Below are 16,256 nucleotides of genomic sequence, written 5' to 3'. Positions count from 1 at the left end.
CGCGTTCCGTTTGTCCAGGCTTATCCCCCTTCTCTCGCGAGAACATAGATATGACGAAGTTATTTCAGGAAGCTTCTGATTGGAGCCGTATGGCGCCCGGGTTTCAGAATTGGCAACGGATTCCCCAGCGGAAGAAATCAGAGGACGCGTCTATTGCAGAAGACTGGAATTGGTTCTTGTCTGGGGGCCTGTCGCGGTCGCAGGAAGAGTCGGCGAACGCCTCCGCGCTCATAGGGCCGCTGTCCTTCGCAGAGGCGAAAGTCGGACTTGCTGGGCCGGCGGCAGGGGGCCCCGCCCCGATCTCCGCGACGTCGAATCCCGTCGTGATCCTCGACGGCTCTCCCTCGCCGGCCATGGCTGGCGGCCTCACCGGGTCTTTGTTCGCCAAGGCTTCTGCCGTGGCCACACCGGCCAGCGCACCACTTTGTTGCGGTTCGTGCGGCTACATCAATTGCCCAACCCAGGTGATGAGCCAGGGCCACACCAACTCAACCCAGTTGGCTGGCCAAATCGTGCATAGCAGCGGATCCGGAGCTGATTTCGTGCCGACCAGCAAGGTCGGCCTCATGGGCAGCTCCATCAGCGACGCCATGTCAACGCAATTTGTGGCACCGTTGGCGAACTGGAACACGCAGCTGCCTGGCGGCGGCGGCGGGGAGACTGGCACCACACTGACTGGCCAGATCGGGATTCTGTCCGGCTCCGTTACGACTGCGGTAGCTCCTTCGGCATCATCCGGCCTCCGATCGGCGGCTACGTCAGCGTTCACCGCGGCTGATGCGACAACGACCGCGACGGCCGCAGCAACAGCCCTCAACCCGATCGTCCTCGAGAACCAGAAGCAGGGGAATCCTGAAAGCGAGTGGGGTATCGACGGCGCGGGCGACTCGAACATCGAAGGTTTCGCGACGGACATCAGCGTCAATCACGGCTCGACGATCAACTTCAAGATCGACACGGATTCGACGCACTACAGGATCGATATCTACCGCCTCGGATATTATGGCGGCATGGGCGCCCGGAAGGTCGCGACGATCGATCATACCGGGCTGCAGAATCAGCCGGCGCCCTTGCGAGACAGCACGACAGGACTGGTCGACGCCGGCAACTGGGCGGTTTCGGCAAGTTGGGACGTTCCGGCGGATGCCGTGTCAGGCGTCTACATCGCAAAGCTCACGCGTCTGGATGGAACGGCGGGTGAGAATGAAATCCCCTTCATCGTGCGGGACGACAGCAGTCACAGCGACGTCGTATTCCAAACTTCTGATGAGACCTGGCAGGCCTACAATGGATGGGGCGGAGCCAATTTCTACGGCGGTAACGGACCCGCGACCGGCCAAGGCGCCGGCCGCGCCTACGCGGTCAGCTATAATCGTCCGATCGCCACGCGGGGCGGTGTGGGCACGTATGCCGGGCCGCAGGATTATCTGTTCGGCGCCGAATACGCGGGCATCTCCTGGCTCGAGCAGAACGGTTACGACGTCTCCTATATGGCGGGAGTTGACGTCGACCGCTTCGGCAGCCTGCTGCTCAATCACAAGACCTATGTCGATGCCGGCCACGACGAATACTGGTCGGGTCAGCAGCGCACCAATGTCGAGGCCGCGCGCGATGCCGGCGTCAACCTGATGTTCTGGAGCGGCAACGAGGTTTATTGGCGTACCCGCTGGGGCAATAGCATCAGCAGCGATGCGACCGCTTATCGCACATTGATTTCGTACAAGGAGACGTGGGCAAACTCCTCGATCGACCCGAGCGACCAATGGACGGGCACGTTCCGCGACCCGCGTTTCAGCCCGCCGGCAACCGGCGGCGGCAATCCGGAGAACTCGCTCACCGGACAGCTTTTCGACGTCGACGACGTCGGCACCAACCTCCAGTCGATCCAAATCCCCTATAGCGATTCCGATCTACGCTTCTGGCGCAACACCAGCATTGCAAACCTGCAGCCCGGACAGACTGCGTCGCTGGTCCAGAACTATCTTGGCTATGAGTGGGACGACGCGGTCGACAATGGGTTTGATCCTGCGGGCCTGGTGCGGCTCTCCTCGACGACCTTGCCGGTGAATACCTATCTGCTCGACTACGGCAACACCACCGGCGCCGGCGTCTCGACCCACAGCCTGACCCTCTATCGCGCACCAAGCGGTGCATTGGTCTTTGGTGCGGGGACCGTCTTTTGGCCCTGGGCGCTGAGCGACAATCACGATTTGGAGCAAACGCCGACCGACCCGCGTGTGCAACAGGCAATGATCAACCTGCTCGCCGACATGGGCATTCAGCCGGGCACGCTTCAATCAGGACTCGTCGCAGCCACCGCCTCGACGGACCACACTCCGCCGACTTCCACCATCAATCCGCTCGGAACCGTTACGGCAGGAACCATCGTCACGATATCTGGTACCGCCGCGGACGTCGGCGGCGTGGTCGCCGGCGTCGAAGTTTCGACTGACAACGGCGTAAGTTGGTACACGGCCGTCGGCGACACGAACTGGACCTATTCCTGGTCGCCACAGGTCGGCGGCACCTACACCATCCGCACGCGCGCCGTGGACGACAGCGTTAATCTTCAAACGCCGACAGCCGGCATCACCGTGACCGTCACGGCACCGACTTACGTCTCACTGTTCTCGCCGAGCGCAACCCCTGCCGTCGTCAACACCACGGACGCGAGCGCGGTCGAACTCGGGGTAAAATTCCAGACCGCGGCCGCAGGCACCGCAACCGGCGTACGGTTCTACAAGGGCAGCCAGGACACGGGCACCCACACCGGCGAGCTCTGGTCGAGCACCGGCCAAAAGCTTGCAACCGTCACCTTCACCGGCGAGACGGCCAGCGGCTGGCAGAGCGCGACTTTCTCTACTCCGATCACGTTGACACCCGGACAGATCTATACCGTCTCCTATCACACCGAGGTCGGCCACTATTCCAACACGTCCAACTTCTTCACCTCTGCCGTAACCAGCGGTCCACTGACAGCGCCCGCAAGCGGCAACGGCGTCTTTGCCTACGGCAGCAGCAGCGTGTTCCCGACGAACACGTACCAGGCGTCGAACTTCTGGGTTGACGTCATGTTCAACCCCGCCAGCGGTACGACTAACCAGCCGCCGGTGGCAGCGAACGACGTCGGCCCGACGGCAACTCAGGGCGCGCCGGTCACGATCACCGCCGCATCCCTCATCAGCAATGACAGCGATCCCAATGGTGACGCCCTGACCGTCACCGCGGTGAGCGGCGCCACCCATGGGACCGTCACGCTCAACGTGCAGAGCAATCCGCAGAACAACACCATCACCTTCACGCCAGACGCCACTTATACCGGCAACGCGAGCTTCACCTATACGGTTTCGGACGGGCACGGCGGCACGGCTACCGCCAATGTCAGCCTTACCGTGGTGGCGCCAGGACAAACGCCGGTGAGCCTGTTCACTGCATCCAGCGCGCCCGCTGGCTCCTTCCAGGACGGCACCCCGCTCGAAGTTGGAGTCAAGTTCACCACCTCCGTAGCTGGTCAGATCACTGCGCTCAAATTCTACCGCAGTGCGGGCGACACCGGTACCGACATTCTCGATCTCTGGAGCTCAACCGGCACAAATTTGGCGAGCGTTGTCTTCAGCAATACGACCGCCAGCGGCTGGCAAACGGTGGCCCTGCCGACGGCCATCACCCTCACCGCCAACACGACATACGTCGCCTCCTACCACACCACGGGGGCCTATGTTGCAACCAACAACTTCTTTACAAGCGCCGTCACCAACGGGCCGCTGACGGCGAGCGCCACCGGAAACGGCGTCTACGCATACGGCGGCACCAACGCCGCCGGCGTCTTCCCGACCAGCACATGGAGCGCCGCCAACTACTGGGCCGACGTCGTGTTCATCCCGTCCGCGTCGGGCGCCCCGTCGAACACTGCGCCGACGGCGGTCGCCGACGTCGCCGACGCCACCGAGAAGGGCGGCATTGCCAATGGTTCAGGCGGCTCGCCCGCCACCGGCAACGTCCTCACCAACGACACAGATCCCGACACCGGCGACACCAAGACCGTCACCGCCGTCAGCTTCGGGACGACGGCGGGTACGCTCGGCACAGCGCTCGCCGGTGCCCACGGCAGCATCGTGCTCAGCGCCAACGGTACGTTCACCTACACCATCAACGAGAATGATTCCGCCGTGCAGGCATTGCGGCTGCCAACGAACACGTTGACGGACACGTTCAACTATACCATGCGCGACACCGGAGGCCTCACTTCGACCACCACGCTCACCGTCACCATCCATGGCGCTGACGATACCCCGGTGCTCGCGAGTCAGACCGCCAACCAGAACGCGAGGGTCGGGTCGTCCTTCTCGCTGGTGCTGCCCACCAACACCTTCACCGACGTCGATGCCGGCGACACCCTGGCCTATACGGCAACGTCCGCCGACGGCACTGCCCTGCCCACCTGGCTCGCGTTCAACGCATCCACACGCACATTCAGTGGCACGCCGACGGCTGCCAATATCGGCACTGCCAGCATCAAGATCACGGCCACCGACCTTGCGGGCGCTCCCATCAGCGAGACCTTCAATATCGCCGTCGGCTCGTCGAACGCTGCGCCGACGGCGGTCGCCGACGTCGCCGACGCCACCGAGAAGGGCGGCATTGCCAATGGTTCAGGCGGCTCGCCCGCCACCGGCAACGTCCTCACCAACGACACAGATCCCGACACCGGCGACACCAAGACCGTCACCGCCGTCAGCTTCGGGACGACGGCGGGTACGCTCGGCACAGCGCTCGCCGGTGCCCACGGCAGCATCGTGCTCAGCGCCAACGGTACGTTCACCTACACCATCAACGAGAATGATTCCGCCGTGCAGGCATTGCGGCTGCCAACGAACACGTTGACGGACACGTTCAACTATACCATGCGCGACACCGGAGGCCTCACTTCGACCACCACGCTCACCGTCACCATCCATGGCGCTGACGATACCCCGGTGCTCGCGAGTCAGACCGCCAACCAGAACGCGACGGTCGGGTCGTCCTTCTCGCTGGTGCTGCCCACCAACACCTTCACCGACGTCGATGTCAGCGACACCCTGGCCTATACGGCAACGTCCGCCGACGGCACTGCCCTGCCCACCTGGCTCGCGTTCAACGCTTCCACACGCACATTCAGCGGCACACCGACGGCTGCCAATGTCGGTACCGCCGGCATAAAGGTCGCGGCAACGGACCTTGCGGGCGCAGCCACCAGCGAGTCCTTCAATATTGCCGTGTCCACCACGCCCCCGCCTGCGCCGGTCAGCCTATTCAGCGCCTCCAATACGCCTGCGGGCAGCTACAATGACGGCTCTCCGCTTGAGCTTGGCGTGAAGTTCACCTCCTCCGTCGCGGGCACGATCACCGGGCTGAAATTCTACCGCAGTGCGAGCGACACCGGTACCGACATACTCAATCTGTGGAGCGCCACCGGTACCAATCTCGCGAACGCCACCTTTACCAGTACATCGGCGAGTGGCTGGCAAACGGTTCAACTCGCGACGCCCATCGCCATAAACGCCAACACGACCTACGTCGCCTCCTATCACACCATGGGTGCATATGTGGCGAGCGGCGGCTTCTTCAGCTCCGCCGTTACCAACGGGCCCTTGTCGGCGCCCTCAAGCGCGAGCGCGGGCGGCAACGGCGTCTATGCCTATGGCGGCACAAGCTCGACCGGACTGTTTCCGAGCAACACGTTCAACTCCGCCAATTACTGGGCCGATGTTGTGTTCCAACCACAAGTAGTCGGCTAGGCTGGAGAAAGTGGGAGACCAAAGATCTCCGCCGCGACCGTGCAGAGCCGATTTCTCAATGCGGCAAGAGGCCGTTCCTCGATGGCCTGGTTGAGTGGATCGACTTTTTCGAAGTCGTGGCGATCGACAAGATTTCGGAGTTGCCGATGCGCGCGGCGCGCCGGCGAATTATCCCTGCGTTCAATCCGGCCGAAAGTCGCTCTTCTGCGGTAGGTAGCCGAGGCACTGAGCCCCTGGAGTTTCCCATCGAACGTCCCGGCTGACCGCTATCCTGACCTGGCCGCTGCACCGAAGTCCGACGTGGACGCACGCCGGCATGCGCCCAGGCGGGTGCCTTCTTCCCGCTCGGCCTTCGCGTGCTTCTACGGCGCCACCTCAAGCAAGAGTTCATCCACCGATCGATCGACATCCAGAAGGGCAGGATCGTGCTCTCGTCTTCCGAGCGATTAGTTGCCGCCGGCCGACCAGGCGCACGTCTCGATCTCGAGCGGCTGGCGGTTCCGACGCAGCGCGCTCCCGGAGACCCGCTCCTGGATGATCGACGCGGCGCCCAGCGCTCGATCCACGGAAGTCGGTTGATGCATTTGGGGGCCGTGGTTTCTGGAAGTGGGCGCTTCAGGGGCTGTCGACCTGAGCGGTCCAATCTCACCTGCGCAGGAGTGCCCCAGATATCCTGATCCAAGCGGCCGGGCATTTAAATGTATTTAATTATTTTATGCTGGCGCTCCCGGCGATTTTGGCGTATTTAATGTTGTATTAAATAATAGTAGCAACGAATAGATTCGCCAATGATTTCAAAGAGTCGCTTTATCCCAATCGACACTCGCGGCGAGATGACGAGATCGTCCCTCAGCTCAATGATGAGGGCCAATCGTAAATGGCCGATCAGCTACAGATCAATCGAGGCAATTGTGATTTGTGGCGACCTGTTTGCGATCTTGATTGCCAGCATCGTTTCTACCCTGCTTTTCCCCAACCATGATGTCTCGACCGCGACCGACATCGGCAGGGCGACTGGTTCGGCCATTGTCGTCTCGGCACTTTGCGTCTCGCTCTTGAAGACGCGGAGCATGCATACTCCGTCCGCGTTGCTTGATTTGGGACACCAAGTCCATGCGGTGTGCCTGTGCTGGGCAGTCGTATTCCTTCTACTGGGCGCAGCCGTCAGCGCCTTTAACTTGGGATCAGAACTCTTCCGCAGCGCCGGAGCTATTTTTCCTGTCCTCGGACTGGTGATGTTGATCGGACAGCGCGTTTTCGTGAGGGCGCTGGTGTTGAAGGGTCTCAGCGAGGGCAAATTCTCTGGCGGAAATGTCATACTGCTCACCGATCAGGCGCGATCTGGCGAAACCGGACTGGCACGGACGCTCACAGCACTCGGTTTTCGCGTAGGTGGATCGTTTTGCCTGCCTCGAACAGGTGCGAGCTCAAATCATCGCAAGCGGCTGATTGATCTCGTCATCAGGCATGCCCGAGGCACCGACATCGAAGAAGTCATCGTTGAGGCGGATCCGAACCGATGGCACGAACTGCGCGAATTCATTGCAGACCTTAGGGTTTTGCCGATTCCTGTCGTCTTCGTCCCAGTCGGAGCCGGGGCGGAAATGTTCGGTCGCCCTACGCGCGATTTCAGAAATGCCATCGGTGTCGAGGTGCAGCGTAGGCCCCTCACACACGGCGAACGCGCTGCAAAGCGGTGCATCGACGTAATTGGAGCAGGAATTTGCCTGATCCTGCTGACGCCTCCTCTGTTGCTGATCGCAGCCGCCATCAGATTGGACTCCGCCGGACCTGTCCTCTTCAGGCAGCAGCGCTGCGGCTTCAATGGCCGCGGTTTTACGATCTACAAGTTTCGCACCATGCGGGTGATGGAGGATGGCTGCTCAATTACCCAGGCGGTCGCCAATGACTGCCGCGTGACCAAGGTCGGAAGGTGGCTTCGCAGGACAAGCGTTGACGAACTGCCGCAACTGCTGAACGTGCTGGAGGGGAGCATGTCGCTGGTCGGACCGCGACCACACGCGATAGCGCACGATACCGAGTTCGACCTAGCCGTGCAGCAGTACGCCTATCGGCGACGGGTGAAGCCCGGACTGACTGGCTGGGCTCAGATACATGGTAGCCGCGGGCCGACGCCAACGAGGGCGCTAATCGAACAGCGGGTCACATATGATCTCTGGTACATCGACAACTGGAGCCTTCAACTGGATTTGGCAATCCTACTCCGGACTCCAATGGAGGTACTGCGGTCGCGTAATGCCTTCTGAAGCGCAATGAGATTGGCAATTACGTCGTGCTTTGGATTCTTTTTCGACGCTCCTTCGGACGTACCGAAGATCATTGAACGAAGATCACTGAGCAACGGGGCGGTGACAGCGCGCAGCTCCAGCGACCGTCTCTGACGCTGGGATCAATCACTGGCAATTCCGGCAAACTTGTCGAGGAAGCTTGCCCGTCTACGTATGTCGGAAGTCAGGCTCTTCGGCGGGCTTTGGCGCCAGTGTCACCGATACGAAACTCCTCGATCTTCTTCCCGGATTTCATGGCTGCCACAAGCCATCGAGGAAGTTTTCCTCGCCCCGACCAGGTTTCAGATGTCTTTGGATTGCGATACTTCGGAAGCACTCTCGGATATTTCCGGCGCGGCTTCTCCGTCTGCAGGGCCCTCATCGCATCGGGAGAACTCGACACGCCCCGACTTAAGACTGCCAGGCGCTTTTCCAGTTCTCGCTTTTCCGCCTCGATACGCGTCGCCAAAATCGCGCTGATCCTCTCGTGCAGGGACCAGAGATCATCGAGCGACATCGCCTCAAGTTCGGTCTTGGTTAACGTCATGCTCGTTCCGTGCGTCATTCGTGACTGTGTCACTTAATTCGTGACTGTGTCACTTATGACCTCAAATCTTCTTTTTCAAGTAGTTTATGCGCCTGAAAAGGCGCCGGTAATTTAAATATGCTAATAACTGCCCCGGAGCCCTAGATTTTGGGCTATCCGGTTCGGTATCTAGCCCTCGCAACTAAGAGCGCCGCGCAGAAGGTCCCTCTTCCGTGATGCAAACGCCAGCCGCTGCCGCCTCCGAATCGTGACAGATGGCCTGCGAATCGAGCTCTTGATGCGCCGTCCTACCAACGGGCGTAAACGTGCGCGAATCAACTGGATATCTCTCAAAGCCAACCGCCGGAGCTCAATCTGGGCCTTCAGCGTTGCGATATCGCGCAATTCGCGTGTTGGAGTAATAAAACTATCAATGACTGCACCAAGGTCGGAAAGAGCGACTTCAACTTGGTCCATTACCAACTCCCTACACTACAAACTTAAATCGCATCAAAATTCTGTCGGAAAGTATCCTGGCAGGGAAACCAGAGTTGGGAGAAGCGTTTGGCTCAGCTCACCCCCTCCAACTCGGTCTCACAAAGCGGTCAATTAACAATCGGAACCGATCGGGCGCGTCGCCCGTCTCGCAAGGCGCCTCCAAAGTACCTCAACCCAATGCAACCAAGCGAAATCTGGTCCGGCCGAGGCAATCAGCCCCAGTGGTTGACCGCCGCCCTGCAATCCGGGCACAAGCTTCAGGAGCTAGCGATCCAAGCAAGCGACAAAGGAGCCGAGAAGCCGGCCTAGGCGTGCGTTGCCGAGATCAATCAACTGTGTAGTTGCGGACCGGCCCCCACCTCTTCTTCGCGCGCGTGAGCCATGTGTCTGGCGAGCCGGGCACGAATGCCCGATATCTCGCCGAGAAGGACGTCACACAGGTGAATGCGGCTAGAAATGATGGTGGGAGTCGCCCCCTCACCATTCAATTGATAGAGCTGAGCCTGAGCCAGCCTGATCGTTTGGAGGGAGCTCCAAAGGGAAATATTACCAGAGTCGTGAACGCCGGTCATCGCCTCGATTCCTCATACCATACTAAAAAAAATTAAAATCTCAGGTAAGTAATAGAGCAAAAAAATAACCGACACTCGTCCGGAGCCTGTTTCATCCTCTCGCGATCGGCGCCTCGCTCCTCGCATTCTGATGGAGTCCAAATACATCGCGCTTGCCAGCATTAGCAAGGATCCGCAGGTGACCCAAAGTACCGCGGAATGCATTGCATCGGCCACATCGCACGGGCGTCGAGGGGGAAGCTCCTTCGGCAATATCGAAACGAATACTCAGGGAACTGCAGGCTTTACAAACTAACGTAAATTCGGCGCGGGAATCCATCACTGGCGCTCCTTATCCCGAATTTTCATTGAAATGAGCTACGCCGGCTAATCAACCGGGGGAACCTCACTGCACTAATTTTCTCAAACGAACCTATTCCAATATCTGTAACCTGAACCCCTCACCGCGTAATTTAATATCATTTTTGGCTTGCTGCAAGCCCCGCTCACCATTGTCTTAAAATAATACTAACTCCGCTATTCACTGCAGACATTATCCGCTACTGCGCGAATGGGAACTGAGAACGGTGTCGCGCTTGCGCCGTACAAATTTTGCGGCAAGCGATCAACACGCTGACACAAGTTCTCCGCTTCAATCCAGGACCAGGCACGCAGCGCCGCTGTGCGAGATCATGTGAGTGGCGTGTTCTATCGGTTTAAAAATAACGGGCTCCTGCGTCCGGCTCCTCAGCGAAATTGCGACGCTCCCTCATTGCAATCCACTGGGCAGAGCGGGCTGGATTTGCTCACTCTGAGCTCTTCACTTTGAGGGCTCGCCGATGGCTTGCGCCAGCGCAGCTCACTTTGATTTCACGGATTTAAATTTGACATTTATTATTTTTAGGATTTAATACATTTAATTAGAAGACGGAGATGGAATTTTTCCATCAGAGTTAGGAATACCATCCATGGCACGCAGATCCGGCGAGAGCCTTCCGCCACCCGCAAGCCTTGCACGTCGTCACTTTATGGGGATCGCTGCTGCTGGCACTGCAAGACTGTCGAGCATCGTAATTCCATCTGTTTTACTTGCAAGCAAAAGCGCCGATGCCTTGGGTATATTGCCTAGGGGCGACCCGAATCGCGGCCGCGATCATCATTGTTTTGGACGAGGAACGCTCATTCAAACGGTACACGGCGAAATGCCTATTGAACACTTGACGATCGGCGAATTGGTTATAACGGCCAACGGTGCAATACCGATCAAATGGATAGGTCGAAGAACGATCAGAAGGAACGCGTCAGCCCGCTGGCATCCGAGCGTTATGCCGATCCGAGTGGCACGCTTTGCCTTGGATGATCAAACGCCGCGCAAGGATTTGTATCTATCTGAGGGACACTCGCTCCTGATCGATGGGTTTCTGATCCCGGTGAAACATCTTGTCAATGAACGCTCGATCGCCATCGATCGCGGTGTGGAGAAGTCGGAAACCATCGAATACTTCTCAATCGAACTCGACACTCATCAAGTGATCTTCGCCGAAGGCGCGGCGGCCGAGACGTTTCGGTACGCCGGTGATCAGATCGCCTGGGACAATCGTGACGAGTACGAAGACCTTTACGGCCGCGAACATAAGGTGATGCCGCCGTTTGCACCGCATTGCCGCTACAAGGGCGGCCGGGCAGAGGTGAGCGCCTTGCTCCGGTTGGCGGCTTCTCGTTTTGGCGACATGCGCGATCCCATCCAAATCGCCTATACCCGGATCGCGGCTCGAGCATTGTTGCCGATGGCCGCCTGAACGAGCGCTTGTGACCTCGGTTAAACAACCGCAAGCGACTTGGTGATCACGTCACAGCAACGCTGCGGCTTCAATGACCGCAGCTTCATGCTGCTCGTCGGACCACAGCCACACGCCCACGACACCGAGTTCCAGCCTCGCCGTGCAACAATATGCCTATGGTGCCGGGTCAAGAGCCTGGATTTGACCAGCTGGGCCCAGATCATGGCAGCCGTGAACGACGCCGACGAGGGAGCTGATCGAGGAGCGTGTCACATACGATCTCTGGTACATCGACAATTGGAGCCTTCGGCTGGATCTGGTGATCCTTCTGCGAACTCCAATGGAGGTATTGAGACCGCACAATGCCTTTTCAAGCACGGCGATATCAGGATGAATCGTCACCGGGCTTTAAAACATGTGCTCGGATCATGCTGCGCCATGATCTTTGAGGAAACGGCGCTATTCTCGGAAACATGACATGGGCATGGGGTGGGCCTGCTTCTCGGCCGACGCGCCCCGGCAGCCTAGTCTAAGCGAAATTGCCAACAACATGCGATCTTGTAGATATCGGCGCTGCCCCGTCCGGACTCAGGCTCTTCGACGACTCTTGCTGCCGGAATCGCCGATCCGGAATTCTTCGATTTTTCTCCCGGACTTCAATGCGAGAGCCTCGCCCGCACTGCGCAAACCGCACGGCAGGCTACTGCTTCGGGATGCCGATCGCCTTCGAACCGCGCCACAGGTCCCTGGAACAAAGCGCTCGATGCGCCTTCGCACCAATGGCCGCAAACGCGAGCGGATCAACTCGAGATCGCGCAGAGCGAGCCGCCGCAGCTCGATTTGGGCCTTCAGCGTTGGAATATCACTCAATGCCGGTGTCGGAACAAAAAAACATCTAATGGCTGCATCAAGGTTACGCAGAGGAGCCTCAATTGGGTCCATCTCAAACTCCCTCCAAGCTCAAATTTTTTGTTCATCTCTCAATATGCGCAGGAATCTAACCCGTCTTATTCGCGAGAGGGCGCCTGAGAGGCTGGCGAGCGTGGTGTAAAGCGCTGATGCGGCGTAGGATTCGGTTGCGAAGCCACCCCATCACCTTCAACCGCGAACGCCACGCCCGCCATGACCGATGATACGATTTCAGACCACTATCGAGAAGCAAGAATTCAACACAAATAAAACCTCTGCCTCGCGCTCGATCTCTTCATGCTTGATAGTCTCGTTTCGGAGGCTGATCACCTACCGCGTCTAATAGGCCGCTCGCGCCGGTTTCTTTGGACGCGGCACGACCGCGACTCCACGTTTCGGCACAGAAATGATCGGGAGTCACTCAATCTTTCTTCAACTTAACCCGTCTTATTCGTAAGAGTGCGCCTGAGGGGTAAAGCGCTGATGCGGCGTAGGATTCGGTTGCGAAGCCAACCCCATCACCTCCAACCGCGAACGCCACGCCCGCCATGACCGACGATACGATTCCGCCCTTCTCGTTTCCAGCCGTTCACGCCAAGAAAGTCACAGCTGCCTTCGATGGTGGGCGCCTAACCTCGAACGGGGGCGTGATGCTTCTGGCGATGGCCGAGCGGCGTCTCGGTTTGGCCAACAATCTGGCCCGGGTGTTCCCGGATCGGCGCGATCCGACGCGGGTCGTGCACAGCCTGGTCGATATGCTCCGCGCTCGCATGTTCGCGATCTGCTGCGGCTACGAGGACGCCGACGACCTCGATCATCTGAGGTCCGATCCGGCATTCAAACTGGCCTGCGGACGGCTGCCGGACACGGGCCGGGATTTGTGTTCCCAGCCGACGCTGTCGCGGCTGGAGAATGCTCCGCGCCTGCGCGACGTGATCCGGCTGACCTACATTTTGGTCGACGCATGGATGGATAGCTACCCGCGCGAGCCGGCATCCGTCACGCTCGACATCGATGATACCTGCGACGTCGTCCACGGCCATCAGCAGCTCTCGCTGTTCAACGCTCATTATGACGAACGCTGCTTCCTGCCGATCCACGTCTACGACACGGAGAAGAGCCGGCCCGTGGCGGTCGTGCTGCGGCCCGGCAAGACGCCGGGCGGCGTCGAGGTGCGTGCCCATCTGCGCCGCCTGGTACGGCATATCCGGACGCGATGGCACAACACGCAAATTACGTTCCGTGGCGACGGGCACTATGCCCGGCCGGAGGCCATGGCGTGGTGCGAGACCAACGGCATCGACTACATCTTCGGTCTGTCCGGCACCAAGCCTCTCGCCAGAAAAGTCGACGAGGTCGCCGACGACATCCGCACGCGACGCGCCATCGAGAACCTGCCGGTTCTGCGTGGCTATACCGAGACGCGCCACAAGGCAAAGTCCTGGGATCGCGAACGGCGCACTGTCGCCCGTATTGAGGCGACGATGCTCGGCCTCGACATCCGCTTCGTCGTCACCAGCCTCGATGTCGGCTCGGCCGAGTGGATCTACGACAGCCTGTATTGCGCGCGCGGCCAAGCCGAGAATCTGATCAAGCTGCATAAGACGCAGCTCGCCTCCGATCGCACCAGCTGCCGTTCGGCGCTCGCCAACCAGGTCCGTCTCGTGCTCCATACGGCCGCTTATTGGCTGATGCTGACCGTGCGCGACGCCATTCCCAAAGCCCGGGAATTGGCCGCTGCCGAGTTCGCGACGCTGCGTCTTCGGCTCTTGAAAATCGCCGCCCGTGTCGTCGAGACCACGAGCCGCATTCGCCTTGCGTTTGCCGCGGCATGTCCCGAAGCCGACCTGATCTGCGGCTTGCCCGGCGCGCTGCTGCCGCTCGGTCCTTGACCGGCGGGGCGTCCGCCCCCGTTCGCCCAACCCATCCCTCAAGCGCGTTGCAAAGTACCGGTCGTCAGGCGGCGAAAAGCCGAAGGCAATCCTGTGCGCCTCGTCAGACAAGATGTGCGGCCGCATCAATCGGGCCAAAAAGCCGCACTCTCACGAATAGGACGGGCTAATTTTCCGAAGCTCATCCAGAAATAATCACTTATCAAGACAAAATTTCTCATCTAATATTTAATATATTTAACGGGCGCCAATGTCCGATTCTGCACATAATGGTCGTTTGTCAAAGAATATTTGCAGTGCATTCAACCAAAGTACCAATCACGACGAGAAGTACGATGCGCAAGCCCGATTTGGATGCCATGGCCTTCGACGATCTCTGGCTCCTCCATGAGGAGGTTACCAGGATCCTGTCGGAGAAAATCACGACTGAGAAGCTGGAACTGGAGAAGCGACTGGCCCAGCTTGCCCCTGCCGGTCGGAGCGAATCACGAGCTCGCCGACCTTATCGGAAGGCGCCGCCGAAATATTTCAACCCGGTGGAACCAAGCGAAACCTGGTCCGGCAGAGGCAGGCAGCCGCGATGGTTGGTTGCCGCACTGCAATCCGGGCACAAGATCGAGGAGTTCCAGATCGGTGCCGGCGACAAGGAAGCCGAGGGATCGGCCTAGCCGCTTCGTTGCCGAAGTCAATTATGCAGCCGCAAACCTGATCCTACGCCTCCACGCGTATGGGCAATGTGTCTGGCGAGGTTGGCGCTAATGTCCGTTATCTCTCCCAGCAGAACGTCGCACAGCTGAATGCGGCTAGAGATGACGGTCGGCGTCGCCCCTTCGCCGGTCAAGAGATAGAGCTGGGCCTGAGCCTGCTTTATTGCGTGGAGGGAACTCCGAAGGGAAGAGCCACCAGACTCGCAAGAACCTGTCATTACTTCCTCCTGCCCACTTTTACAAAACTAACGCTTCCGGGGTGATGAATTTCTCAAGCGACAGCCAAAGCCTGGCGAGGCGACGATATCACCCTCGCCCGATGAGCTCCCCTTCTCCCATATTGCGGTGGAATCCAAACACGCCTCGATCGCCGGTATTGGCAATAATTCGCAGGCGACCCAGCGTTCCGCGGAATGCATTGCAGCGACCGCATCTAACGGGCGTCGAGGAAGGAGCGCCTTCGGTGGAATCGAAACTGACACTCGGGGAACTGCAGGTTGGGCAAATTAACGCAAATTCGGCGTGAGTATCCATCAACGACGCTCCGTTTCCGAAACTCGACAACAAAAAACGAAAAGCCTGCCACCAATGCAAATAATTCGAGCGCAAACTCAATCCAGTTTCCATCGCTGGGCCCAAGCCGGCACTGCGTCAAAACGCGCTCGTGGCCTGGCTTCCAGCTACCAATATCGGGCAGTACGAACGGCGAATGCGCCGTCGATCAAGCCGCGCTCGAATTTAATAGCATTTTTATTTTGGCCGCAATCCCTTCTCGACCACCGCGGTATAATAATATTAAATCAACCATTCAACACGCCCATGAAACGCAACCTTGCGATCAGATACGGATGCAGCGTTCGCGCCGCTGACGTCAGGAAAATGAGAGCGGGATTTCCACTGAGCGCCGGTGTTCGCATCGGCTCGCCGATTTTCCTCGTTACATTCATTTTTGCTTTCCCATGGAGCAAAGCATCATGAGTTCATTAAAGGCGATTTCCGACTGGCATGATGTCACTCTCGAACGACAGATTCGGCAGGACATCTCTCAAAGCGTAGTCAAGTCGACAACATCCGTTAGTCTCCGACGCGGCGACAGATCCAATCGGAATGGGGCTCGCGGGAGCCTATCGCGGCTTCGTTCTCAATACCTCACGCACGTTCACATATACCGTCAACGAACGCCGCCGGGCCAATGCAAATACGTTGCGTCCTATCGGACCGGCGCAGCCTGCGTGGCAAGCGACGGCTTCTTCGCCGCTCCCGTGACAACCACTGGACCGTTGAGCGTGCGCGTGCTTGGCCGGCAACGCGGACTATACCGACTGCG

9 protein-coding genes are annotated in these 16,256 nt (G+C 59.1%); 7 read left to right on the top strand and 2 right to left on the bottom strand.

Going from position 1 to position 16,256, the window contains the following annotated elements:
• The first annotated feature begins 50 nt into the window (after positions 1 to 50).
• The gene (locus tag J4G43_RS17765; protein ID WP_208085783.1) at positions 51 to 5,777 is read left to right on the top strand and encodes a DUF4082 domain-containing protein; all 5,727 of its coding nucleotides are present in this window, start codon (positions 51 to 53) and stop codon (positions 5,775 to 5,777) included.
• 788 nt (positions 5,778 to 6,565) lie between these two features.
• Positions 6,566 to 8,044, top strand: coding sequence for an exopolysaccharide biosynthesis polyprenyl glycosylphosphotransferase (locus tag J4G43_RS17760; RefSeq protein WP_225004942.1), 1,479 nt, complete (start codon positions 6,566 to 6,568; stop codon positions 8,042 to 8,044).
• A gap of 205 nt (positions 8,045 to 8,249) precedes the next feature.
• On the opposite strand, the gene J4G43_RS17755 is transcribed toward J4G43_RS17760, so the two are convergent.
• Complete coding sequence (locus J4G43_RS17755; RefSeq protein ID WP_135216960.1) at positions 8,250 to 8,612, bottom strand: H-NS histone family protein; 363 nt, start codon at positions 8,610 to 8,612, stop codon at positions 8,250 to 8,252.
• A 654-nt stretch (positions 8,613 to 9,266) separates the two neighbouring features.
• On the opposite strand from J4G43_RS17755, the gene J4G43_RS55980 reads away from it, so the two are divergent.
• The 3 genes from J4G43_RS55980 (at position 9,267) to J4G43_RS55975 (ending at position 11,815) form a co-directional block, all read left to right on the top strand.
• A complete protein-coding gene (locus J4G43_RS55980; RefSeq protein ID WP_408581444.1) occupies positions 9,267 to 9,398 on the top strand; it encodes an H-NS family nucleoid-associated regulatory protein in 132 nt (43 codons plus the stop codon).
• A 1,210-nt stretch (positions 9,399 to 10,608) separates the two neighbouring features.
• Complete coding sequence (locus tag J4G43_RS17750; RefSeq protein WP_208085781.1) at positions 10,609 to 11,439, top strand: Hint domain-containing protein; 831 nt, start codon at positions 10,609 to 10,611, stop codon at positions 11,437 to 11,439.
• A 235-nt stretch (positions 11,440 to 11,674) separates the two neighbouring features.
• On the top strand, positions 11,675 to 11,815 hold the full coding sequence (locus tag J4G43_RS55975) for a sugar transferase (RefSeq protein WP_225005724.1): 141 nt from the start codon (positions 11,675 to 11,677) through the stop codon (positions 11,813 to 11,815).
• A 194-nt stretch (positions 11,816 to 12,009) separates the two neighbouring features.
• On the opposite strand, the gene J4G43_RS17740 is transcribed toward J4G43_RS55975, so the two are convergent.
• The gene (locus J4G43_RS17740; RefSeq protein WP_208085780.1) at positions 12,010 to 12,363 is read right to left on the bottom strand and encodes a hypothetical protein; all 354 of its coding nucleotides are present in this window, start codon (positions 12,361 to 12,363) and stop codon (positions 12,010 to 12,012) included.
• A gap of 515 nt (positions 12,364 to 12,878) precedes the next feature.
• Between J4G43_RS17740 and J4G43_RS17735 the strand changes: the two genes are divergently transcribed.
• Together J4G43_RS17735 and J4G43_RS17730 are read left to right on the top strand one after the other, a co-directional pair.
• Positions 12,879 to 14,222, top strand: a complete 1,344-nt coding sequence (locus J4G43_RS17735) for an IS1380-like element ISBdi2 family transposase (RefSeq protein WP_208084232.1) — start codon at positions 12,879 to 12,881, stop codon at positions 14,220 to 14,222.
• A 335-nt stretch (positions 14,223 to 14,557) separates the two neighbouring features.
• The gene (locus J4G43_RS17730; RefSeq protein ID WP_135216962.1) at positions 14,558 to 14,890 is read left to right on the top strand and encodes an H-NS histone family protein; all 333 of its coding nucleotides are present in this window, start codon (positions 14,558 to 14,560) and stop codon (positions 14,888 to 14,890) included.
• Positions 14,891 to 16,256: the final 1,366 nt, after the last annotated feature.

The sequence above is a fragment of the Bradyrhizobium barranii subsp. barranii genome, assembly GCF_017565645.3.
Lineage (GTDB): Bacteria > Pseudomonadota > Alphaproteobacteria > Rhizobiales > Xanthobacteraceae > Bradyrhizobium > Bradyrhizobium barranii.
Note: the sequence above shows the minus strand (reverse complement) of the source record. Positions and strands in the feature narration are given on the sequence as shown.